Origin of the sequence: Hamadaea flava, assembly GCF_024172085.1 — a bacterium.
GTDB classification, from domain to species: Bacteria; Actinomycetota; Actinomycetes; order Mycobacteriales; family Micromonosporaceae; genus Hamadaea; species Hamadaea flava.
Map to the genome: position 1 here is coordinate 952,204 of NZ_JAMZDZ010000001.1, position 22,501 is coordinate 974,704.

Genomic DNA, 22,501 nt, shown 5'->3' on the forward strand with positions numbered 1-22,501 from the left:
ACGGTCTCGGACGGGGCGATGGTAGTCACGCGATCTCCTCGCGGCCGAACAGGCCGGCCGGGCGCCACAGGAGCACGACCGCCATGAGAACGAAGGGCAGAGTCTGGGCGATCAGCGCCCGCCAGGACTCCGGGGCGTACGCCTCGGCCCACACCTGGGCCACCCCGATGACGAAGCCGACCGCCACGGAGCCGAAGATCGAGCCGAGGCCGCCGATCACCACCACCGCGAAGACGACGATGATCAGATCCGCGCCCATCAGCGGGTTCACCGCTCGCATCGGGGCGGCGAGCACCCCGGCCAGGCCGGCCAGCGCCACGCCGAAGCCGAAGACGGGGGTGATCCAGCGGCCGACGTTGATGCCGAAGGCCCGGGTCAGCTCCGGGCGCTCGGTGGCGGCGCGGACGACCATGCCGACTCGCGTACGCGTCAGCAGGGCCCAGACGCCGACGCAGATCGCGATCGAGGTCCCGAGCACGAACACCCGGTACGCCGGGAACTCGAACAAGCCGAGGTCCACGCTTCCCGACAGCGCGCTCGGCATGGCGTACGGCGACGACTGGACGCCGTACCGGGCCTTCACCAGGTCCTGCAGGATCAGCGTCAAACCGAAGGTGAGCAGGAAGTTGTACAGCGGATCCAGCTTGGTCAGCCGGTGGATGAAGGCCCGTTCGAGCACCATCCCGAGCGCGGCGAGCCCGACCGGCACCGCGAGCAGCGCCGCCCAGAACGGCAGGCCCAGCTCGTCGGCCAGCACGTACGCCCCGAACGCGCCCAGCATGTAGATCGCGCCGTGGGCGAAGTTGACCACCCGCAGCAGGCCGAAGATGACGGCGAGCCCGAGCGCGAGCAGCGCCAGGAAGCTGCCGCTCACCAGACCGTTGAAGGTCTGCTCCAGAAAGTTGGTCATGTCGGCTCTCTCGTTGCGGTCCGGCGGCCCGGCTCTCGTCGAGCCGGACCGACCGAAGCGTCTGTTCCGGGACTCAGGCGCCAGACATCTGGCAGTCCGGGCTGGGCGCGCGGAACGCCTCAGCCGCCGGGATGGTCTTGAGGATCTTCACGTAGTCCCAGTCCTCCTTGACCTCCTCCGGCTGCTTCACCTGAGCCAGGTACGCGTCGTGCAGGACCCGGTGGTCGGCCTTGCGGATCTCGCCGTTGCGCAGGAAGAAGTCATCGACCTTCTTGCCTTCGAGCTGGGCCACGATCGTGTCGGCCTCGTCGGTCCCCGCCGCCTGCACCGCCTCCAGGTACTGCGTGGCCGCCGAGTAGTTCGCCGCGTGCGCGAAGGTCGGCCGCGAACCCGTACGCGCCTTGAACTTGTCGGCCCACTCGCGGTTCTTGGCGTCGAAATTCCAGTACCACGCGTCGGTGTAGGTCGTGCCGGCCAGCGCCGCCGGGGTCAGCGAGTGGATGTCGGTCAGGAACATCAGGCCGACCGACAGGCCGACGCCCTTGTCCCGCAGCTTGAACTCGTTGTACTGCTTGACGAGGTTCACCAGGTCGGCCCCGGCCTGCATGGTGCCGATGACGTCCGGCTTCGGGTTCAGCGTCGGCGCCTTGAGCAGGTAGGTCGAGAAGTTGTCGCTCGGGAACGGCGCCGCGTCCTCGCCGACGACGTGACCGCCGGCCTTCTCCACCGCCGCCTTGAAGCTGCGCTCCATGTCCTGACCGAAGGCGTAGTTCGGGTACACGATGTACCAGTTCTTCGCGCCGTTCTCGGTGGCGTTCTTGCCGGTGCCGTTGGCCAGCATGTAGGTGTCGTACGCGTAGTGGAAGGTGTACTTGTTGCAGGACTTGCCGGTCAGGTCGGTCGTCGCCGCGCCGATGTTGAAGTAGAGCTTCTTCTTCGCCTTCGCGACGTCGGCCACCTTCAGCGCGGCCGACGAGGTGGGCACGTCGAGGATCACGTCGACGCCGTCACGGTCGTAGAACTCGGCCGCCTTGGTGTTGGCCACGTCCGGCTTGTTCTGGTGGTCGGCGTCGACCACCTCGATGTCCTTGGTCACCGCCTTGTCGCCGTACTTGGCCTTGAAGTCCTCGATCGCCATCTTCACGGCCTCGACCGAGTTCTTCCCCGACAGCGCCGAGTAGCCGGCCGACTGGTCGTTGAGCACACCGAGCACGATCTTGCCGCCGGTGAGCTTGCTGTCACCGCCCGACTGCGGGCCACCGCTGCACGCGGTGACCAGCAGGGCCACCGCGCCCAGGGCCGTCGCAAATCTCTTCATCGCGTTCTCCTCATTGAGAGTCAGATGCCCAGATACGCGAGCAGCTCGCGCTCGCGGTTACGCACCTCGGTGTTGTCGAGGGACTCCACGACCCGGCCCTCGGCCAGCAGGTAATGCCGATCGGCGACGGTGGTGGCGAAATGCAGGTTCTGCTCGACGAGCAGCACGGTCGCGCCGTCGGCCTTGACGAGCCGCAGGATCTCGCCGACCCGCTGCACGAGCAGCGGCGACAGTCCTTCCGTCGGCTCGTCGCAGAGCAGCAGCTCGGCGCCCATCCGCAGAACCCGGGCCAGGGCGAGCATCTGCTGCTCGCCGCCGGACAGCTTGGTCGCCGGCGAGTTCCGGCGCTCGTACAGGTTCGGGAACATCTCGTAGACGCGGTCCAGCGACCACGCCCGCGGCCCGACCCGGGGTGGCAGCGTCAGGTTCTCGGTCACCGTCAGCGTGGCGTAGCTGCCGCGATCGTCCTGGACCCAGCCCACGCCCAGCCGCGCCCGGCTGTGCGCCGGCTTCTTGGTGATGTCCGCGCCGCGCAGGCTGATCGTGCCGCGCTGCTGCGGGTGCAGGCCCATCACACTGCGCAGCAGGGTGGTCTTCCCGGCGCCGTTGCGGCCGCACAGGGTCACGACCTCGCCCGCCGCCACCTCCAGCGCCACGTCCCGCAGCACCTGTGCCTCGCCGTACCAGGCGTTCAGGCCGTCAATCCGCAACATGCGCTTCTCCCAGGTACGCGCTGATGACGCGCTCGTCGTCACGGACTTGGGCGTACGCCCCCTCGACGAGCACCTTCCCGGCCTGGAGCACGGTGACCCGATCGGCCAGCGCCCCGACGACGCTCATGTTGTGCTCCACCATGACGACGGTCCGCCCGTCGCGTACGCGGCCGATCAGTTCGACGGTGCGATCGACGTCCTCGACGCCCATCCCCGCGGTCGGCTCGTCCAGCAGCAGCACCTTCGGGTCCAACGCCAGGGCCAGCGCAAGTTCGAGCGCCCGCTTCCGCCCGTACGCCAGACTGTCCGCGGTGGATTCGGCGTGCCCGGCCAGGCCCACCTGCCCCAGCAGCTCCAGCGCCCGGTCGCGATGCCGGTGCAGCAGCTTGTCCGATCGCCAGAACTTCCAGCCCAGGTCCCCCGCCAGCGCCAGTTCGACGTGCTCCCGGCAGGTCAGCTGACTGAACAGGCTGGTGATCTGGAAACTGCGGGCCACTCCGAGCCGGGCGATCTTCTCCGGCGCGAGTCCGGTGATGTCGCGTCCGCCCACCTCGATACGCCCGGCGGTGGGCCGGAGGAAACCAGTGAGCAGATTGAACAGCGTCGTCTTGCCCGCCCCGTTCGGCCCGACGAGCGCGTGCACGCTGCCGTCGGCGACGTCGAGATCGACCGCGTCCACCGCCCGGAAGCCGCGGAAGTCGCGGGTCAGGGCGCGCGCGGTGAGCGCGCTGTGCGCCATGGGCAGCCGCCTCCTGTGTGCCGGCGTGGCGGCGCGATGTGACGCCGACCACTGATGTCGCGAAAACCTATGGCCCGGGAGCGAACCCGGGCCATGTCGGCGAACCACACATTCAGCGTTGTTTCAGGGGCGTATCCACACACGTCACCATCCCGCCCACCCACCCGTTGATCATGGAGTTAGCCGTGGTCTCGACGGCGTGGCGAGGCGGTGAACTCCATGATCAACGGAGCGGGAAACGGCGGGCGGTGAGGCGGGGTCAGTCTTCGATGAAGCGTCGCTTCGCGGCGAAGACTCCGGCGAAGCCCTGGACGACCGCGGCGACGACGAGGAACGCGATCGGCACCACCCAGCCGGCTGTCGACTCGTAGAGGACTCCCACCACGAACGGGCCGAGTGCCGCGATGAGGTAGCCCGTGGACTGGGCGAACGCCGACAGCGCGACGGTGCCTTCGGAGGTGCGAGCGCGCATTCCGATCATCGCCAGCGCCAGCGGGAACGCGCCCTGGCCGATGGCCAGCAGCACGACCCAGGCGATCGCGCCGCCGCGCGGGGCCAGCGCGAGTCCCACATAGGAGGCGACCATCGCGACCGACATCGCGATCACCAGGCTGCGCAGGTTCCGCATCCGCTGGGCCATCGCCGGCATGAGCAGTGCGATCGGCACGCCGACACCGGTGACCCCGGCCAGCAGCAGACCGGCCGTCGTCGGGCTGTAGTCGGCGTCGCGGAAGATCTGGGCGAGCCAGCCCATAGTGGCGTACCCGGAGAGGGACTGGGTTCCGAAGTAGACGGCCATCGCCCAGCCGAGCCGCTTGCGACCAGGGTGCACCCGGTCCAGCGCCGCCGCGGACGAGCGGGTGCCCGGCGGCGTACGCCGAAGGCCGGCGCGCAGCCAGGGCAGCATCGCGACCACGGCGATCACGGCCCACACGCCCAGCCCGGCTCGCCAGGAGCCGAACGCTTCGGCGATCGGGACGGAGGCGGCCGCCGCAGCAGTGGTGCCCGCGGTCAGCGTCATCGTGTAGACGCCGGTGACCAGCCCGGCCCGCCCCGGGAAGTACGTCTTGACCATGACCGGCAGCAGGACGTTGGCGACGGCGATCCCGGCCAGGGCGAGGGCGCTGAGCGCGACGAAGATCGCGGCCGAGTGGGTCGTGGCCCGGAGCACCTCGCCGACGGCGAGCGCCCCCATCGCCCCCACCAGTACGCGAGCCGGCGTGAAGCGCCGGGTCAGCCACGGGGTCAGCGCCCCGAACGCGGCGAAGCTGAGGGCGGGCAGCGTCGTGACCATCCCGGCGAGCGCACCGGACAGGTGCAGCCCGACGCGTACCTCGTCGAGAAGGGCGCCGAGGCTCGTGACCGCCGTACGCAGATTCAGCGCAACGAGCAGGATGCCCGCCAGGGCCATCGCGGGTGCCAGCACATGACGAGAAGGAGCGGGGGCGGCGACGGCTGGCGAACTCATAGATCCGATCGTAGAATGATGGGACGAATTCTGACACCGGATGTAAGGACCGACACAGATGAGCCTGCGCTCGGCGTCGCGCCAGACCCTCGTCCCCCAGGTGGTCGAGCAGCTCCAGGAGCAGATCAGCAACGGTGAGTGGCCCGTCGGCACCCGCATCCCGACCGAGCCCGATCTGGTCGCCGCCCTCGGCGTCGGCCGCAACACCGTCCGCGAGGCGGTGAACGCGCTGGTCCACGCCGGCATCCTCGAACGCCGCCAGGGCTCGGGCACCTACGTGCTCGCCACCGACGAGCTCACCGGCGCGGCCGGTCGCCGGCTCGCGGGCGCGAAGCTCGACGAGGCCGTCGAAGTCCGTCGCGCCTTCGAAGTCGAAGCGGCCCGGCTCGCCGCCTTACGGCGTACAAGTGAAGACTTGAGCTTGCTGGAGGCGGCGCTGGACGCGCGCGAGCGGGCCTGGGCCGACGGGGACGCCGCGTTGTTCGTGGAGGTCGACGCCCAGTTGCACATGGCGGTCGTCGCGGCCGCGCACAACTCCATGCTGGCCGAGTTGTACGCGTCGTTCGGCGCGGCCTTGCGCGCGAGCCTGAGCGAACGCATCGGCAGCGAACTGACCCCGGAGAGCTACTGCGACCACAGTGGACTCATCGCGGCGATCCGCGCGGGTGACCCCGTGGCCGCCGCGACCGAAGCAGGGTCCTATTTGGAGATCGCCTGAGCGCCGTTTGCCGTTCTCGTGGTTCGGGGTAACTCGAACGACATGGCAGTGCTAGCTCGATATCGGACGGCCACGGGCGCCGGTGTGCTCACCGCGCTCGTGCTCGTGCTGGTCTTCGGCAGCCCGATGTATCGCAATTGGGCGGCCGACCACGCGAACCCCAACACCGCCGGCGGCTGGTTCCTGCGGCTGCTCGGCTGGCCGGCCTGGCGCTTCGACAGCAACGACACCTTCGGCAACGTCCTCGCCGACGACCTGAAGGCGATCCTGCTGATCGTGCTGACCGGCGTCTTCCTGATGCTGTCCACCGGACAGCAGCTCGCCCGAGCCCGCGGCACCCTCAGCCAGTTCTTCGCGGGCTGGTCGGCGTACATCTTCGCGGCGGCGCTCGCCGCGCTGCTGACCGCGTTCATCCGCAGCGACCCGTCGCTGCTGGCGGCGTTCCAAAGCGCCGGGAACGGGGCGCTCTACGGGCTGTTCGTCGGATGGATCATCGGGATCGCGACGTTGGGCCACTGGCGCGGCTCATCCTGACCCCTTGCCCGCTCTGACACGCAGCCCGCTCTGACACGCAGCCCGCTCTGACACGCAGCCCGCTCTGACACGCAGATCAGGGATGTGCAGGCTTCCTCAGCTTGGGAAGCCTGCACATCCCTGATCTGTTCGCTTTACGGGGGCCGAGGCCGCTTTACGGGCCGGCCGAAGCCGGTTGTGGGCCGGATCAGGCGTCGATCGCCGCCATGACGTCGTCGGACACGTCGAAGTTCGCATACACGTTCTGGACGTCGTCGCAGTCGTCGAGCGCGTCGATCAGCTTGAAGACCTTGCGCGCACCCTCCTCGTCCAGGGCCACCTGCACGCTGGGGACGAAGGTGGACTCGGCCGACTCGTAGTCGATCCCGGCCTTCTGCAGCGACTCGCGTACGCCGACCAGGTCGGTCGACTCCGAGATCACCTCGAACGACTCGCCGAGGTCGTTGACCTCCTCGGCGCCGGCGTCGAGCACCGCGCCCAGGACGTCGTCCTCGGTCAGGGTGTTCTTCGGGAGCAGCACCTGGCCCTTCCGCGTGAACATGTACGCCACCGACCCGGCGTCGGCGAGGTTGCCGCCGTTACGGGTCAGCGCCACGCGCACCTCGGTGGCGGCACGGTTACGGTTGTCGGTGAGGCACTCGATGAGCAGCGCCACGCCGTTCGGCCCGTACCCCTCGTACATGATCGTCTGCCAGTCGGCGCCGCCGGCCTCCAGGCCGGAGCCCCGCTTGACGGCGCGGTCGATGTTGTCGTTCGGGACGGAACTCTTCTTCGCCTTCTGGATCGCGTCGTAGAGGGTCGGGTTTCCGCCGGGGTCACCACCACCAGTACGCGCCGCAACCTCGATGTTCTTGATGAGGCGGGCGAAAAGCTTGCCACGCTTGGCGTCGATGGCAGCCTTCTTGTGCTTGGTAGTCGCCCACTTTGAGTGGCCGGACATAACCCCTCCGTCGTGTTGCGGTCAGACCGCGGACCGCACCATGTCCACGAAGTAGCGGTGCAGGCGCAGGTCCCCGGTGAGCTCCGGGTGGAATGAGGTCGCGAGCAGGTTGCCCTGCCGGACCGCGACAATCCTAGCGTCCGGGCCGTCGCCTACCTGCCCCAGCACCTCGACGTCGCCGTTGACCTTTTCCACCCAGGGCGCGCGGATGAACACCGCGGTGACCGGACCACCCTCGACCCCGGTGATCTCCACCGGCGATTCGAACGAGTCCACCTGGCGGCCGAACGCGTTCCGGCGTACCTGCAGGGCGAGCCCGCCGAAGGAACGCTGGTCGGGCCGGCCGTCGAGGACCTCGTCGGCGAGCATGATCATCCCAGCGCACGTCCCGTACGCCGGCAGGCCGGCCCGGAGCCGCTCGGCGATCGGATCGAAGACCTCGAACTCCTGGGCAAGCTTGCTCATCGTCGTGGACTCCCCGCCGGGGATGACGAGCGCGTCGATCTCCGCGACCTCGCCCGGCCGGCGAACGGGCCGGGCGATGACGTCGCACTCCGCGAGCGCCGCGAGGTGTTCACGGAAGTCGCCCTGCAGCGCGAGGACCCCGATGACCGGCTGCGCATCCGGCGATACACGCACGCGTGTATCGGCACTCACCAGCCACGCTCCGCGAGACGGTGCGGCTGCGGGATCTCGTCGACGTTGATGCCGACCATGGCCTCACCGAGGCCGCGGGACACCTTCGCGAGCACGTCCGGGTCGTCGTGGAAGGTGGTGGCCTTGACGATGGCGGCGGCGCGCTGCGCCGGGTTGCCCGACTTGAAGATGCCGGAGCCGACGAAGACGCCCTCGGCGCCGAGCTGCATCATCATCGCGGCGTCGGCCGGGGTGGCGATGCCGCCCGCGGTGAACAGCACGACCGGCAGCTTGCCCGTCTCGGCGATCTCCTTGACCAGCTCGTACGGAGCCTGCAACTCCTTGGCCGCGACGTACAGCTCGTCCTCCGGCAGGCTGGTCAGCCGCTTGATCTCGCCCCGGATCTTGCGCATGTGCGTGGTGGCGTTCGAGACGTCGCCGGTGCCGGCCTCACCCTTGGAGCGGATCATCGCCGCGCCCTCGGTGATCCGCCGCAGCGCCTCACCCAGGTTGGTCGCACCGCAGACGAACGGCACCGTGAACGCCCACTTGTCGATGTGGTTGGCGTAGTCGGCCGGGGTCAGCACCTCGGACTCGTCGACGTAGTCCACGCCGAGCGCCTGCAGCACCTGTGCCTCGACGAAGTGGCCGATCCGGGCCTTGGCCATCACCGGAATGGAGACGGCACTGATGATGCCGTCGATCATGTCGGGGTCCGACATGCGAGACACGCCACCCTGGGCGCGAATGTCGGCCGGTACGCGCTCCAGCGCCATGACGGCGACCGCGCCGGCGTCCTCGGCGATCTTGGCCTGCTCGGGGGTGACCACGTCCATGATCACACCGCCCTTGAGCTGTTCGGCCATGCCGCGCTTGACGCGAGCGGTTCCAGTGACCGCGGCGGTGCTGACGGATTCGGACATGGCGGTATCAACTCCTGTCGGATACAAGGGGGGTCTACCAGCGATGTTACGCGTTCGCGAACTTGCCGCCCTACGGCCAATCACATCCGGGTGGCCGCCCATGTGGCGCCAGTCACACCGACCCCCATTCGCGCTGCCGCACTCGCCGCGTCCGCTGCCGCGCTCACCGCCGCACTCCCCACGCTCACCGCCGCACTCCCCACGCTCACCGCCGCACTCCCCACGCTCACCGCCGCACTCCCCGCGCTCGCCGGGCGCGTTGATCATGGCGTTAGGGAAACGATCAGGGTGCTGCGGACACGACACACCGGTCGATCACGACCGATAGTTCATGATCGCGCGGAGAGGGCGGAGAGGGCGGCGGGCGGGAGCGAGCGTGGGGGCGGGTCAGACGTCGATGTCGAAGTATGACGGGCGCTCGTGTCGCCGGGCCAGCCCCAGCATCCGTGCCATGCGGTGTTCGCGCAGCGACAGCGCGTCGCGTACTGAGTCGGTGTGCACCTGCCGGGCCAATGCCAGCCGCCGTCCTGCCGCGTCGACTGCTTCGACCAGCGCCGGGTCGGCTTTGGCGGCGGTCACGTCGAGTTCGCGGAGTCGCCGGGTCAGGTCGTTCTCGGCGGCTTCCCGCTCGCCGTTCGGGGCGTCCAGGGCGGCCCGAGCGGCCAGGTACAGCTCGTCCTGCGGCGTGTCGGCCTGCTCGGCGAGCACCGCCGCGGCCGCCGCGCGGCGTACCAGTTGGGCGTCCAGCGCCCGTCGCGCCGAGCCCGCGCGCAGGTGCAGCCGGTCGAGCCGCGCCGCGAGCCAGGTGACGTAGGTGCCCACCAGGACGACCACCGCCACGACTCCCACCACCCACGCCACGTCGAGCATGGTAGTGGTCGCTCACCCGCGCAGGATCACCCGGCGGCCAACGACTCGTTCGCGCCGGGCACGACCTTGCCCGGGCTCGCGTCGATCGCGGTCTGGTACACCTCCAGCACGCGCCGCGCGACCACCGGCCAGTCGAACTCCCCCACCACCGCGGTGGCTCGGGCCGACAGGTCGGCGCGGCCTTCCGGATCGTCCAAAAGCTCCGATATTGTACGCGCAAGGGCGTCTACGTCACCGTTAGCGAACAACGCCCCGGCCCGGCCACCGTCGAGCACCCGGCGGAAGGCGTCGAGATCGCTGGCGATCACGGGAGCCCCGGCCGCCATCGCCTCGGTGAGGATCATGCCGAAGGACTCGCCGCCGGTGTTCGGCGCGACGTAGAGGTCCACGCTGCGCAGCATCCGGGCCTTGTCCGGCTCGGACACCTTGCCCAGGAAGGTGAGCCGCTCCCGGACGATTCCGGGCAGCTCGATCTCGTCGAGGTCGCTCGGACCGGCCAGCAGCAGCCGCAGCCCCGGCCGATCAGGGGCGATCCGAGCGAACGCCTCGGACAGCAGCCCGAAGCCCTTGCGGGGCTCGGTGAACCGGCCGAGGAAACCGATCGCGCCGCCCTCGCCGGGCCAGCCGGGCAGCGGGTCGGCGGTGGCGAACTTGGCGACCGCCACCCCGTTCGGGATCTCCACACCACCGCCGCCGAGGTGTTCGACCTGCACCCGGCGGGCGAGGTCGCTGACCACGATCCGGCCGGTGATCCGCTCCAGCACCACCTGTAAGGCGACCTGGGCGGCGGCCATCATCTTCGACCGCGTCATCGCGGTGTGGAAGGTCGCCACGACCGGCCCGTCCGCGGCGAGCACCGCCAGCATCGACAGGCTCGGCGTGATCGGCTCGTGCACGTGGAGCACGTCGAACCGCCCGTTGGCCAGCCATTTGCGTACGCGGGCCAGCGAGATCGGCCCGAACGCCAGCCGCGCCACCGAGCCGTTGTAGGGCACGGCGACAGCCCGTCCGGCGGCCACCACGTACGCCGGCAGCTCGGCGTCCTCGTCGGCCGGGGCGAGCACGCTCACCTCGTGCCCGAGGCCGAGCAGCGTCTCGGCCAGGTCACGGATGTGAAACTGCACGCCACCGGGCACATCCAGCGAGTACGGGCAGACGATCCCGATTCGCATGCCCATCCCTTCTTTCGCGCCCGCAGGCTATTCGGCCAGCCAGAGCTTCTGCATCATGTGCCAGTCGGCGGGATGCTGGGCGATCCCCTTGGCCAGCTCGTCGGCGACCGTCTGCGTCAGCGCTCGCACCCGCTCGGTCAAAGTACCCTCCTGCGGCGGTTCGAGGGGACCGACGAGCCGTCCGACCGGGCGCTCGGGCTCGTACCAGAGGCTCGCGACGAACAGCGGAGCACCGGTACGCAGTGCCAGCAGCGCCGGACCGGCCGGCATCCGGGCCTTGCCCCCGAAGAAGCGGACGTCGACACCGCGCCTCGACAGGTCCCGGTCGGCCAGCAGCGGGACGATGTGATTGTTCTTCAGCGCTTCGGCCAGCACATCGGTCGGCGGCGTGGACCCGCCCGTGTTCGGGATGATCCGCATCCCCAGGCTCTCCCGGTACGCCAGAAACCGCTGATAGACGCCCTCGGCCTTGAACCGCTCGGCAACCGTCGTCAGGGGCATGTCCATCGCCGTGACCCAGGCTCCGGCGGCGTCCCAGTTCCCGGCGTGCGGCAGCGCGACGATCGCCCCGGTCCCCCGCTCGCGGGCCTCCCGCAGCATCTCCCAGTGCTCCAGAGCGAACCCGTCGCGCAGTTGCTGCCGGGACAGCGACGGCAGCCGGAACGACTCCATCCAGTAGCGTGCATAGGAGCGTACGGCGTCGCGGAGCAGCTCCGGGGGCACCGGCCCGCCGAGGACCTGCGCGAGATTGCCTTCGAGACGGCGTACCCCTGGACCTTGACGGCGGGCCGCGCGATCGGCGCCGGCCCGGAAGACCGCGGCGGCGACGGGCTTGGGCAGGGCCCGCACGACCCGCCAGCCGGCAACGAAGCCGAACTCGACGAGCTTGTCCCGGTTCACGCGGGGCCCTGCCGCCCGGCGGCTCGCTGGTCGGCGAGCTGCTGCCGGTCCGAGCGCGCGGCCTGGACCATCCGCTGGCCGACGGTGAAGATCGAACCGGCCGCGAGCAGCCAGAGCGCGGCAGGCAGGCCCCAGCCGACGCCGGCCGCGGTGAGCAGCCCGCCCACGCCGATGCTGATCAGCCGCTCGGCCCGCTCGACCAGACCGACGTTGGCGTCGAGGCCGAGTCCTTCCGCACGGGCCTTGACGTAGGAGACGACCTGTCCGGCGACCAGGCAGATGAGCACCGCGACCAGCGTCGGGGTCTCGTCGCGGTAGAGGTACGCCAGCGAGGCGAAGACCATGCCGTCGGCCACCCGGTCCATCGTGGAGTCGAGGAGCGCGCCGAACCGGCCGGGCTTGCGCTGGGCTCGGGCCAGCGCGCCGTCGACGACGTCGGTGAGCGCGCTGAGCGTGACGATCACGACCGCGGCGACCAGGTGGCCCCGGGTCGCGAAGCCGAGGGCGCCGACGCCGACGCCGAGTGTGCCGATGACCGTGACGACGTTGGCCGTCACGCCGAGGCGCAGCAGGGCGCGGATGAGTGGATCGAAGAGTCGCACTGTGGCGCTCTTGATGGTGACGCTGAAGATCTTCGCCATAGCGGTCTAAAGATAATGGGAGGGCCTGCCGGATCTGTGTGTCGGGGTTGTTAAGTCGCCGTCCGGGGTGTGGGATTCAGGTATGTGATGTGAACCACAGCCGAACTACGGCTTGACTCCAATGATTAGAGGAGGTAGCGATGGCCCAGAAGGCTGCGCCCGCCAAAGGCGGGGAGAAGGGGGTCGCCGGCGCCGTGCCGGCGGTGGATTCGCCCGACAACGTACGCAACGTGGTGCTCGTCGGACATTCCGGCTCGGGCAAGACGACACTGGTCGAGGCGCTGCTCGCCGGGACCGGCACGATCTCCCGGGAAGGCTCCGTCACCGACGGCACCACGGTGACCGACAACGACCCCGCCGCCGTACGCCAGCAGCGCTCCGTCGCGCTCGGTTGCGCGCCGATGCTCTACAACGGCGTGAAGATCAACCTCCTCGACACTCCCGGGTACGCCGACTTCGTGGGCGAGCTGCGCGCGGGCCTGCGCGCGGCCGACGCCGCCCTCTTCGTGGTGAGCGCCGTCGACGGCATGGACGCCGCGACCGTCGCGCTGTGGGAGGAGTGCGCCGCCGTCGGCATGCCGCGTGCGGTCGCCGTGACCCGGCTGGACCATCCTCGCTCCGACTTCGACGAGGTGGTCGCGCTGTGCGATCGCGTCTTCGGTGAGGGCGTCATCCCCCTGTACCTGCCCATGCACGGCGACGACGGCGAGAGCGTCGTCGGCCTGATCGGGCTGCTCACCCAGCGCGTGTTCGACTACACCGAGGGCTTCCCGCCGGCCGTCCGCGACCCCGATCCCGAGCACCTGCCGGCCATCGAGGAGGCGCGCAACGAGCTGATCGAAGGGATCATCGCCGAGAGCGAGGACGAGACCCTCATGGACCGCTACCTCGGCGGCGAGGAGATCGAGATCCAGACCCTGGTCGACGACCTGGAGAAGGCGGTCGCGCGCGGCCACTTCTACCCCGTCGTGCCGGTCAACTCCCCCACCGGCGTGGGCCTGGACGCGCTGCTGGAGCTGCTGACCAGCGCGTTCCCGACGCCGCTGGAGCACCCGCTGCCCGCGGTCACGGCCGTCGACGGCTCGCCGGAGGCTCCGCTGACCTGCGACCCGGCCGGTCCGCTGGTGGCCGAGGTGGTCAAGACGACGATCGACGCGTACGTGGGGCGGGTGTCGCTGGTGCGGGTCTTCTCCGGCACGCTGCGCCCGGAGACCGCCGTGCACGTCTCCGGGCACGGGCTGGCCGAGCGTGGCCACGCCGACCACGACACCGACGAGCGCATCGCGCACATCTACTCGCCGCTCGGCGCCACCCTCCGCGAGGTGCCGTACGCCGTCGCCGGCGACATCTGCGCGATCACCAAGTCGACCTCGGCCGAGACCGGGGACACCATCTCCGCCAAGGACCACCCGCTGCTGGTGGAGGCGTGGGAGATGCCGGAGCCGCTGCTGCCCGTCGCGGTCGTGCCGAAGACCCGCTCCGACGAGGACGCGCTGGCCAAGAACCTCGGGCGACTGGCTGCCGGGGACCCGACACTGCGCCTGGAGCGCAACCCCGAGACCCATCAGCTCGTCCTGTGGTGCATGGGTGAGGCGCACGCCGACGTCGTCCTCGAACGCCTGAAGGCGGGCGGCGTCGAGCTGACCACCGAACCGGTCCGGGTCGCCCTGCGGGAGGCGTTCGTCTCGGAGTCCCAGGGCCACGGCCGGCACGTGAAGCAGTCCGGCGGGCACGGGCAGTACGCAGTCTGCGACATCGTCGTCGAGCCGCTGCCGCGAGGAACCGGGATCGAGTTCGCCGAACGAGTCGTCGGCGGCGCCGTGCCGCACAACTACATCCCGAGCGTGGAGAAGGGCGTACGCGCCCAGGTCGAGAAGGGACTCGTCGCCGGATATCCGGTCATCGACGTCCGGGTGACCCTGGTCGACGGCAAGGCGCACAGCGTCGACTCCTCCGACGCCGCCTTCCAGACCGCCGGGTCGCTCGCGTTGAAGGACGCCGCCGAGAAGGCCCAGATCTCGCTGCTGGAACCGGTCGACGACGTCGAGATCCGGGTGCCGGACACGTACGTGGGCGCGGTCATGAGCGACCTGTCCGGCCGCCGCGGCCGGGTCCTGGGCAGCGACGCCGACCCCGAGCACGACGGGAAGACGGTCGTCCACGCCGAAGTCCCCGCGACCGAACTCGTCCGGTACGCCATCGAGCTGCGCGCGATGACCTCCGGCGCGGGCAGCTTCCGCCGGTCGTTCGCCCGGTTCGAGCCGATGCCGTCACACCTGGCCGACGCCGCCCGCAAGGAACACGCCACCCGCTGACCCACCGCTCGCCGGCCCGCTTGCCCGCCGACGCCCTATCCGGTCGATCATGAACTAATAGTCATGATCGACCGGCGTGTCGTGTCCGCAGCACCCTGATCGTTCCCCGGGGAACGTGATCGACTTCGCCGTCGTCCGGGCCGGATCAGCCGGTCAGGGCGGGTTCGGCGACCGGCTCGGCGGGCTTGTCCCGCCGGACCTTGCGGCGGAGCCAGTCGTAGGCGCGCTCCAGTGGCAGGAAGCTCAGCATCGCCACCAGGTGCGGGGCGAACGAGATCGTGATCGTGGCGATCGTCACGAGGTGGAACGAGTAGAAGAAGCCGACGACCCGCAGCCGCCACTTCTCGGGCACCACGAGGACGAGCGGGCTCAACAGCTCGAACAGCATGATGCCGATCTGCGCCCCGATGAGCAGGCCCGGGATCGGTGCGATCAGGTCGGCCAGGCCGGTTCCCCGGCGCAGGATCGCGCGGGCCAGCACCGACCCGGTCATCCACTCCGGACCGCCGTACCGCAGCTTCGCCCAGGAGGCGAGGAAGTAGGTCGCCACCACGCCCAGCTGCACCATGCGGAAGGCCCACCCGGCGCGCTCGGAGGGCGTACGGTCGCCGAAGCGCGCGGGACCGCACGTGGGCAGCACCGCGAGGGCCATGAGGTACGCGTACCGGTCGTGGTCGACCTTCCCGTAGCTCATCGCCACCAGCATCCAGGCGAAGTAGAGCCCGAACACGGTCCAGCCCAGCAGCCGCGGATAGCGACCGGTCGCGGCGGCCAACGCCGTCACCAGCAGCGTCCAGAAGATGATCCACACGATCAGGGCGGTCGGCCGGGGCAGGTGCAGCAGCCGGGCGACCAGCAACGGCTGGTACGACTCGGCGCTGGCGTGGGCGTGGCCGCGTACCCACGGGGTGAAGATCACCAGGTCGGCGGCGGCGAACAGGTAGACGATCGTGCGGAAGAGCGCGACGCGGGCCTTGGGGACCGGGGCGAACAGCCAGTTCATCGGGTGACCCGCCAATCGGCCAGCACGTCGTCGGTCCACTTGCCGGTGGGCCGCCCGGAGTGGATCTCGTGCATCCGGTTCACGTAGCGGACCTCGACCAGCGGCGCGGCCTGCGGATTGCGCTTCTCGTACGCCTCCAGCACCTGCCGGAGCAGCGACGGATCGGCGGCGTACGCGTCCTGCGACGCCTCCACCTCAGCCCGGCGCAGCCCGGTGCGCTTCTCGTCGAGGAGGATCACGGTCCCGTCGGCGGTGACGCCTTCGATCCGGGGATCGGGTGCGGGCTCGTTCGGCGGGTTGACCCCGGCGTACATCCGGAAGGGACCGAACGGGAAGTCGTCGTCGGAACCCCACAGGGTTCCGCCCAGAAGCAGAGCGCAGACGACGGCGGTGATCACCACTCTTGTCGTGCGGGCGGTATGGGAAAGCGTGTCCATGGCGGACCGAAGCGTAGCCGGTCCCCCACACCGGCCGCTGTCCCGGCAGGGACTGCGTTACCGGATCGCCGACACCTTAGCCAGTTTGCGCACCGGCGCGGGGGCGACGGGCGTCGCGGCGGGGTGGTCGACGGGCAGCGCGCACGCGGCGGTGCCGCCCGGCATGTGGTGCCGGTTGCGGGCGATCAGGCGGTAGAGCGGCCAGGCGGCGGCCCGCACCGGCGGCAGGGCGAGCACCCAGCCGAACGGCTTCCAGAACAGGTTGCTCGACCGCAGCAGCGCCCCGACCGCCTCCGGCCCGGCCAGCGGCTCCCGGCCCTCGGCGACCCACTGCACGGCCTGCTGGGCCGCCTGCTTGGAGACGCCCAACTCCGCGAGGTCGGCCCGCTGCCACGGCACGACCTCGGCCGGCGTCGGGATCCACCGGTTCACGAAGTTCGCGCACAAGGTGCAGAAGGCGCAGTCACCGTCGAAGACGAAGGTCGGTCTCACGTGACCATCTTCCCGCTTCCCGGGGCGGGTCCGCGACCCCGCCACGTGTTCCGCTGATCACGCCTGCGACCCGCCGGCCCGAATCACGCCGAGCGAGCCCGCTTTCACGCCGAGCGGCGGCGCGAACGACGCCGAGAGCGGCGGCTGCTAGACCGACGCCCAGGGGGCTGGTTCACGATGTGTCCGCCCGTACGGCATGGGCCGAAGCGAGCAGTTCGGACAGCGTGACCGGGCGCAATCCCTTGGCCCGCAAGCCCTGCACGATGGCGGCCAGATTCCGCACCACGAGCAGGCGGCTCTTCGCGCCCACGTCGTGGGCCAGGATGATCGACCCCGGGCGGGCGTCGGCCACGACTCGCTGGACGAACCCGTCCGGGTCGCCGGCGTACTGCTTTTCCGGCACGGGCTGGCTCCACATCGCGATGTCGTAGCCGAAGTGGTCGGCCGCGATGAGCGTCGTCCCGCCGACGTGGCCCCACGGCGGGCGCATCAGCCGCGGCTCCCGGCCGAGGCGCAGCACGATCTCGTCGTGCGCCGCCTGCAACTCGCGCAGTACGCCGTCCGCGTCCAGCTGGGCGAGGTCGGCATGCGACCAGGTGTGGTTGCCGATCTCATGACCGTCGTAGCCGCCGGGGCCAACGACGCCGGCATGATCCCGCAGATGCTTGCCGACCAGGAAGAACGTGGCCGGAGCGTCGAGCTTGCCGAGGGTGTCGAGCACCTGCGGCGTCCACTCGGGCATCGGCCCGTCGTCGAAGGTCAGCGCGACGAGCGGGGCCTCCGTCTCCACGTGCCAGAAACATCGGATCGAGCCCCGATTACTCCAGTCGAGCGAGTTGCCGGCGGGGGCGTACCCGCCGTCGAGCGGCAACCTGTGTGGGCTTAGGGCCCGGCGGCCGACCGTCGCGGCGACGGCTGTGACACCGGCGGCCACTGTTCCGCCGGCGAGCATGGTGCGGCGTGACACCGACATGTGAACCCCCCGTAAGGCGCTGATCGCGAAGGCGAATCACGTCCTTAGGAGAATCGTGCGGTGCCGGTGCCACGCGTCGCCACCCTATCGACAAACTCGACTAACCGTGCACGCCGGCTGACCTGCGATCACCTGCATGATCACCGACGAACGGGCGAGGAAAACCGGCCGGTCGGCCGCCTCACCAGACCAGACAGAACGGGTGCCCCACCGGGTCGGCGAAGACCCGGAAATCCTGGCCTCCACCCGGTAGCTTGGTCGCGCCCAGCGCCAGCACCTGCCGCTCGCCCTCCTCGGCGTCGGCCACCGTCACGTCGAGGTGATACTGCTGCGGGTACGCCGGATCGGGCCAGCGCGGCGCGGTGTAGACGCCCACGTTCTGGAAGCAGACGGCGGGCTGGCCCTCGGCCGAGATCATGGCCCCTTCGGGACCCTCGTACGTGGTCTTCATCCCCAGCAGCTCGGCGTAGAAGCGGGCCAGCGTCGCCCCGTCCGGGGAGTCGATCATGAGGTCGGCCAGGCCGACGCCGTCCACGCCGTCACGCTGGCAGAGGCAGAACGGGTGCCCGCTCGGGTCGGCGAAGACGCTGAAGGTCTCGCCGCCGCCGGGCAGCCGTGTCGCGCCGAGCTTCTCCGCGCGCTCGATCCCCGCCGGCAGGTCCGCGACGACGAGGTCCAGGTGCATCTGCTGGGGGTACGCCGGGTCGGGCCAGCGCGGCGCGACCAGGTCCGGCGCGAGCTGGAAGGCGACTTTCCAGCCTTCCGGGGTCTGTGTGGTGATCCAGTCGTCGTCGGTGCTGATCACCTCGAAGCCGGCCAGATCCCGGTAGAAGGCGGACAGTCCGACGACGTCGGGGGTGTCCAGGACGATTTCGCTCAGTTTCCCAATCACGTCACCTGCATACCCGCCGGGTGTGACACTCAGGCCGCCGCGCCGACCGGACCGCCGCCCGGAATCGAAGGCGGCCAGGCGGCCGACAGCAGGTCCCGGGTCTCGGTCAGCAGCTGAGGCAGGGGCTTGGTCCGCCCGATCACCGGCATGAAGTTCGCGTCGCCGCCCCAGCGCGGAACGATGTGCTGGTGCAGGTGTCCAGCGATGCCCGCACCTGCCACGCCGCCTTGGTTGATGCCCAGGTTGAAGCCGTGCGGCGTAGACACCGCGCGGATCACTCGCATCGCCGTCTGGGTGAAGGCGGCCAGCTCGGCGGTCTCCTCCGGGTCGATGTCGGTGTAGTCGGCGACGTGCCGGTAGGGGCAGATCAGCAGATGCCCCGGGTTGTACGGGAACCGGTTGAGGACGGCGTACACCCGCTCGCCGCGCGCCACCACGAGGCCGTGCGTGTCGTCGGTGGGCGCGACGCAGAACGGGCAGCCCACCGGCTCGGCCGACGAGTCCCCGCTCTGCACGTACGCCATCCGCCAGGGGGTCCACAGCCGTTCGAGCCCGTCCGGCTCCCCGATCTGTTCCACGTGGACAGCCTATAAGCTCAGCGAACCTGGGCGTTGGCGTAGTACGCCACCAGCTCCGGGTCGAGCTCCGGCACGTCCTGCGGCACGCCGCCCGCCCGCAGCGACACGGTGGCCGACACTCCCGCCGCGACGCTCATCCGGGCCGCGACCGGAGATGTGTCGGTCGCCCCGCCGTCGCGCACGAACCGGCAGAACTCCGCCATGATGAGCGGGTCCGCCCCGCCGTGCAGTTGGGTCGCGCCGGGGATCTCGTAGACGGTGTCGGCGTCCTCCCGGTAGCCGGAACGGCGCTGGTTCCACACCTTCACCACGCCGCCGGGGCCGTCGCCGAAGTTCTCCAGCCGCCCCGCGTCGCCGATGACGGTGTAGTTGCGCCAGTAGTCCGGCGTGAAGTGGCACTGCTGGTACGCCGCGACGATCCCGTTGTCCAGCACCATGTTCATCACGGACACGTCCTCGACGTCGATCTCGTGGTGCAGGCCGGACTGGGCCAGCGGCGGCCAGTGCTTCTCCGGGGCGTACCAGTCGTCGTGCTTGGGCTCGCCCGCCGCCAGCCGGTCGGTCACCCGGTTGTAGACGCGCAGGTCGCCGAAGGCGCTCACCCGCTGGGCGTACCCGTCGGCGAGCCAGTGCAGGACGTCGATGTCGTGGGCGGCCTTCTGCAGCAGCAGGGAGGTCGTGTTCGCCCGCTGGGCGTGCCAGTCCTTGAAGTAGAAATCGCCGCCGTGGCCGACGAAATGGCGTACCCAGATGGTCTGGACGGCGCCGATCTCACCGCGGGCGATGATGTCGCGCATCAGCCTGACCACGCCCATGTGCCGCATGTTGTGGCCGACGTAGAGCCGGACGCCCGTGCGATGGGCCGTCGCGAGGATGGCGTCGCACTCCTCGACGGTGATGCCGAGCGGCTTCTCCACGTACGCGGCCTTGCCCGCCTCGAGCACGTCGGTGGCCACGCGCAGGTGCGTGTGGTCGGGGGTCATGACGACGATGCCGTCGATATCGGGGCGGTCGAGCAGCGTGCGGTAGTCCGCGACGGTGTCGACGCCCTCGATCATCGACGCCGCCGTCGCCAGGGCCGCGGGATCGGTGTCCGCGACCGCCACCACCCGGGAGCCGGAGCCCGGGTGGTGGCCGGCCGTCGCGAGACTCCGCCGCAGGCCGAAGCCGATTACTCCCAGTCGAACGTCTTCCATCGGGCCAAGATCACATATCGGCGGGGCGCTAGTCAACCGATTCCGCGTCGGCGGGAGCGGCGGTCGGGGCCGTGTTGGCCCGGGACCGGACGAACTCCTCGACGTGCAGCACGGCGTCCGGGATCGGCACACCGTTGCGTTGCGACCCGTCGCGGTAGCGGAACGAGACGGTGCCGTCGGCGACGTCCTGGTCCCCCGCGATCACCATGAACGGGATCTTCTGGCCCTGCGCGTTGCGGATCTTCTTCTGCATCCGGTCGTCCGACGCGTCGACCTCCGCCCGCAGCCCGCGCGCCTTCAGCTTCGTCACGAAGTCGTGCAGGTACGCGACGTGGTCCGGGCTGTCGCCCGCGTCGCCGGGGAGGCTCTCGGCCGAGCCGCCAGGAGTGCGGTCTGTCCGGATCGGGATACCGATCACCTGGACCGGCGCGAGCCAGGCCGGGAACGCGCCCGCGTAGTGCTCGGTGAGCACGCCGAAGAAGCGCTCGATCGAACCGAACAGCGCGCGGTGGATCATGACCGGGCGCTGGCGGGTGCCGTCAGCGGCCTGGTACTCCAGCCCGAACCGAGCCGGCTGGTTGAAGTCGACCTGGATCGTCGACATCTGCCAGGTACGCCCGATGGCGTCCCGCGCCTGCACGCTGATCTTCGGGCCGTAGAACGCCGCGCCGCCCGGGTCCGGCACCAGCTCGAGGCCGGAGCTGCGCGCCGCCGTCTCCAGCGCCGCCGTGGCCTCGGCCCAGTCCTCGTCCGCGCCGATGAACTTCGGCGAGTCGTCGCGAGTGGACAGTTCCAGGTAGAAGTCGTCCAGACCGTAGTCGCGCAACAGGTTGAGGACGAAGTCCAGCAACGCCGTCAGCTCACCCGGCATCTGCTCCTTGGTGCAGTAGATGTGCGAGTCGTCCTGGGTCAGGCCGCGTACGCGGGTCAGGCCGTGCACCACGCCGGACTTCTCGTAGCGGTACACCGTGCCGAACTCGAAGAAGCGCAGCGGCAGCTCCCGGTAGGACCGGCCGCGGGCCGAGAAGATCAGGTTGTGCATCGGGCAGTTCATGGCCTTGAGGTAGTACTCGGCGCCTTCGAGCTGCATCGGGGGGAACATCGTGTCGGCGTAGTAGGGCAGGTGGCCGGAGGTCTCGAACAGCTGCGCCTTGGTGATGTGCGGCGTGTTCACGAACTCGTAGCCGGCTTCCTCGTGGCGCTGCCGCGAGTAAGCCTCCATCTCCCGGCGGATGATGCCGCCCTTCGGGTGGAACACCGCCAGACCCGACCCGATCTCGTCCGGGAAGGAGAACAGGTCCAGATCCGCGCCGATCTTGCGATGGTCGCGCTTGGCCGCCTCCTCCAAGAACGACAGGTACGCCTTGAGGGCGTCCCGCGTCGGCCAAGCGGTGCCGTAGATCCGCTGCAGCTGCGGGTTCTTCTCATCGCCGCGCCAGTACGCCGCCGCACTGCGCATGATCTTGAACGCGGCGATCAGGCGGGTGCTGGGCAGGTGCGGACCCCGGCACAGGTCGCCCCAGCAGCGGTCGCCCGACTTGGGGTCGAAGTTCTCGTAGATCGTCAGCTCGCCGCCGCCGACCTCCATGACGTCGGGGTCGACATCGCCCTTGACGTCCACGAGCTCCAGCTTGAACGGCTCGTCCTTCAGCTCGGACTTGGCCTGCTCCAGCGAGTCGAACCGGCGGCGCTTGAAGGTCTGGCCCTGCTTGATGATCTCCTGCGCCCGGGCCTCGATCTTGGCCAGGTCCTCCGGGTGGAACGGCTTGGGCACCTGGAAGTCGTAGTAGAAGCCGTTCTCGATGGGCGGGCCGATGCCGAGCTTGGCCTCGGGGAACACGTCCTGGACCGCCTGCGCGACGACGTGCGCGGTCGAGTGCCGCAGCACGTTCAGGCCGTCCGGCGAGTCGATCGGAACGGCCTGGACCTCGACGTCGACCGCCGGGGTCCAGTCGAGGTCCCGCAGGGTGCCCTCGGCGTCCCGGACGACGACGATCGCCTTCGGGCCGTGGGCCGGCAGTCCGGCGGCGGCCACCGCGGCGGCGGCCGTCGTCCCGGCGGCCACGGTGACGACGGCGTCTCCGCTGGGGCCTGCGACGGGTGCGGGCGCTGCGCTCACGATGTGCTCCTCGA

At 70.0% G+C, this 22,501-nt stretch carries 23 protein-coding genes; 3 read left to right on the forward strand and 20 right to left on the reverse strand.

The window, feature by feature from the left end:
• Positions 1-25: 25 nt before the first annotated feature.
• From HDA40_RS04645 to HDA40_RS04665, 5 genes are all read right to left on the reverse strand, one after another.
• Positions 26-910, reverse strand: coding sequence for a branched-chain amino acid ABC transporter permease (locus HDA40_RS04645; RefSeq protein ID WP_253752142.1), 885 nt, complete (start codon positions 908-910; stop codon positions 26-28).
• Between the two features lie 73 nt (positions 911-983).
• Complete coding sequence (locus HDA40_RS04650; protein ID WP_253752144.1) at positions 984-2,228, reverse strand: ABC transporter substrate-binding protein; 1,245 nt, start codon at positions 2,226-2,228, stop codon at positions 984-986.
• A 20-nt stretch (positions 2,229-2,248) separates the two neighbouring features.
• Positions 2,249-2,941, reverse strand: coding sequence for an ABC transporter ATP-binding protein (locus tag HDA40_RS04655; protein ID WP_253752146.1), 693 nt, complete (start codon positions 2,939-2,941; stop codon positions 2,249-2,251).
• Positions 2,928-3,680 carry an ABC transporter ATP-binding protein gene (locus HDA40_RS04660; RefSeq protein ID WP_253752148.1) on the reverse strand — a complete coding sequence of 251 codons (753 nt, stop codon included), beginning with the start codon at positions 3,678-3,680 and terminating at the stop codon, positions 2,928-2,930. Before HDA40_RS04660 ends, HDA40_RS04655 begins: the two co-directional genes overlap by 14 nt.
• A gap of 259 nt (positions 3,681-3,939) precedes the next feature.
• Positions 3,940-5,148, reverse strand: coding sequence for a CynX/NimT family MFS transporter (locus tag HDA40_RS04665; RefSeq protein ID WP_253752150.1), 1,209 nt, complete (start codon positions 5,146-5,148; stop codon positions 3,940-3,942).
• A 58-nt stretch (positions 5,149-5,206) separates the two neighbouring features.
• Between HDA40_RS04665 and HDA40_RS04670 the strand changes: the two genes are divergently transcribed.
• Together HDA40_RS04670 and HDA40_RS04675 are read left to right on the forward strand one after the other, a co-directional pair.
• Positions 5,207-5,866, forward strand: a complete 660-nt coding sequence (locus HDA40_RS04670) for a FadR/GntR family transcriptional regulator (RefSeq protein ID WP_253752152.1) — start codon at positions 5,207-5,209, stop codon at positions 5,864-5,866.
• A 42-nt stretch (positions 5,867-5,908) separates the two neighbouring features.
• Complete coding sequence (locus tag HDA40_RS04675) at positions 5,909-6,400, forward strand: hypothetical protein (protein WP_253752155.1); 492 nt, start codon at positions 5,909-5,911, stop codon at positions 6,398-6,400.
• A gap of 187 nt (positions 6,401-6,587) precedes the next feature.
• Here HDA40_RS04675 and HDA40_RS04680 read toward each other — a convergent pair whose 3' ends face one another.
• From HDA40_RS04680 to pgsA, 7 genes are all read right to left on the reverse strand, one after another.
• Complete coding sequence (locus tag HDA40_RS04680) at positions 6,588-7,340, reverse strand: YebC/PmpR family DNA-binding transcriptional regulator (RefSeq protein WP_253752158.1); 753 nt, start codon at positions 7,338-7,340, stop codon at positions 6,588-6,590.
• Positions 7,341-7,361: 21 nt separating this feature from the next.
• On the reverse strand, positions 7,362-7,979 hold the full coding sequence (gene pdxT, locus HDA40_RS04685) for a pyridoxal 5'-phosphate synthase glutaminase subunit PdxT (protein WP_253752161.1): 618 nt from the start codon (positions 7,977-7,979) through the stop codon (positions 7,362-7,364).
• 14 nt (positions 7,980-7,993) lie between these two features.
• Positions 7,994-8,899, reverse strand: a complete 906-nt coding sequence (gene pdxS, locus HDA40_RS04690) for a pyridoxal 5'-phosphate synthase lyase subunit PdxS (RefSeq protein WP_253752164.1) — start codon at positions 8,897-8,899, stop codon at positions 7,994-7,996.
• A gap of 387 nt (positions 8,900-9,286) precedes the next feature.
• A complete protein-coding gene (locus tag HDA40_RS04695; RefSeq protein WP_372502842.1) occupies positions 9,287-9,760 on the reverse strand; it encodes a hypothetical protein in 474 nt (157 codons plus the stop codon).
• Positions 9,761-9,795: 35 nt separating this feature from the next.
• A complete protein-coding gene (locus tag HDA40_RS04700) occupies positions 9,796-10,941 on the reverse strand; it encodes a glycosyltransferase family 4 protein (RefSeq protein WP_253752169.1) in 1,146 nt (381 codons plus the stop codon).
• A gap of 27 nt (positions 10,942-10,968) precedes the next feature.
• The gene (locus HDA40_RS04705) at positions 10,969-11,841 is read right to left on the reverse strand and encodes a phosphatidylinositol mannoside acyltransferase (RefSeq protein WP_253752172.1); all 873 of its coding nucleotides are present in this window, start codon (positions 11,839-11,841) and stop codon (positions 10,969-10,971) included.
• A complete protein-coding gene (gene pgsA / locus HDA40_RS04710) occupies positions 11,838-12,482 on the reverse strand; it encodes a phosphatidylinositol phosphate synthase (RefSeq protein ID WP_253752175.1) in 645 nt (214 codons plus the stop codon). The genes HDA40_RS04705 and pgsA overlap by 4 nt, the downstream gene beginning before the upstream one ends.
• A gap of 140 nt (positions 12,483-12,622) precedes the next feature.
• Here pgsA and HDA40_RS04715 point away from each other — a divergent pair, with 140 nt between their 5' ends.
• Complete coding sequence (locus tag HDA40_RS04715) at positions 12,623-14,797, forward strand: elongation factor G-like protein EF-G2 (RefSeq protein WP_253752178.1); 2,175 nt, start codon at positions 12,623-12,625, stop codon at positions 14,795-14,797.
• A 145-nt stretch (positions 14,798-14,942) separates the two neighbouring features.
• On the opposite strand, the gene HDA40_RS04720 is transcribed toward HDA40_RS04715, so the two are convergent.
• From HDA40_RS04720 to thrS, 8 genes are all read right to left on the reverse strand, one after another.
• Positions 14,943-15,800, reverse strand: coding sequence for an HTTM domain-containing protein (locus HDA40_RS04720; RefSeq protein ID WP_253752183.1), 858 nt, complete (start codon positions 15,798-15,800; stop codon positions 14,943-14,945).
• The gene (locus HDA40_RS04725; protein WP_253752186.1) at positions 15,797-16,237 is read right to left on the reverse strand and encodes a hypothetical protein; all 441 of its coding nucleotides are present in this window, start codon (positions 16,235-16,237) and stop codon (positions 15,797-15,799) included. Before HDA40_RS04725 ends, HDA40_RS04720 begins: the two co-directional genes overlap by 4 nt.
• A 57-nt stretch (positions 16,238-16,294) precedes the next feature.
• Positions 16,295-16,729, reverse strand: coding sequence for a thiol-disulfide oxidoreductase DCC family protein (locus tag HDA40_RS04730; RefSeq protein ID WP_253752189.1), 435 nt, complete (start codon positions 16,727-16,729; stop codon positions 16,295-16,297).
• A gap of 172 nt (positions 16,730-16,901) precedes the next feature.
• A complete protein-coding gene (locus tag HDA40_RS04735; protein ID WP_253752192.1) occupies positions 16,902-17,702 on the reverse strand; it encodes a polysaccharide deacetylase family protein in 801 nt (266 codons plus the stop codon).
• A 181-nt stretch (positions 17,703-17,883) separates the two neighbouring features.
• Positions 17,884-18,594, reverse strand: coding sequence for a VOC family protein (locus HDA40_RS04740; RefSeq protein ID WP_253752194.1), 711 nt, complete (start codon positions 18,592-18,594; stop codon positions 17,884-17,886).
• A 29-nt stretch (positions 18,595-18,623) separates the two neighbouring features.
• Positions 18,624-19,118, reverse strand: a complete 495-nt coding sequence (locus HDA40_RS04745; protein ID WP_253763561.1) for an HIT family protein — start codon at positions 19,116-19,118, stop codon at positions 18,624-18,626.
• Between the two features lie 71 nt (positions 19,119-19,189).
• A complete protein-coding gene (locus HDA40_RS04750; protein ID WP_253752196.1) occupies positions 19,190-20,368 on the reverse strand; it encodes a Gfo/Idh/MocA family protein in 1,179 nt (392 codons plus the stop codon).
• A 28-nt stretch (positions 20,369-20,396) separates the two neighbouring features.
• Positions 20,397-22,487, reverse strand: coding sequence for a threonine--tRNA ligase (thrS, locus tag HDA40_RS04755; RefSeq protein ID WP_253752199.1), 2,091 nt, complete (start codon positions 22,485-22,487; stop codon positions 20,397-20,399).
• Positions 22,488-22,501 lie beyond the last annotated feature (14 nt).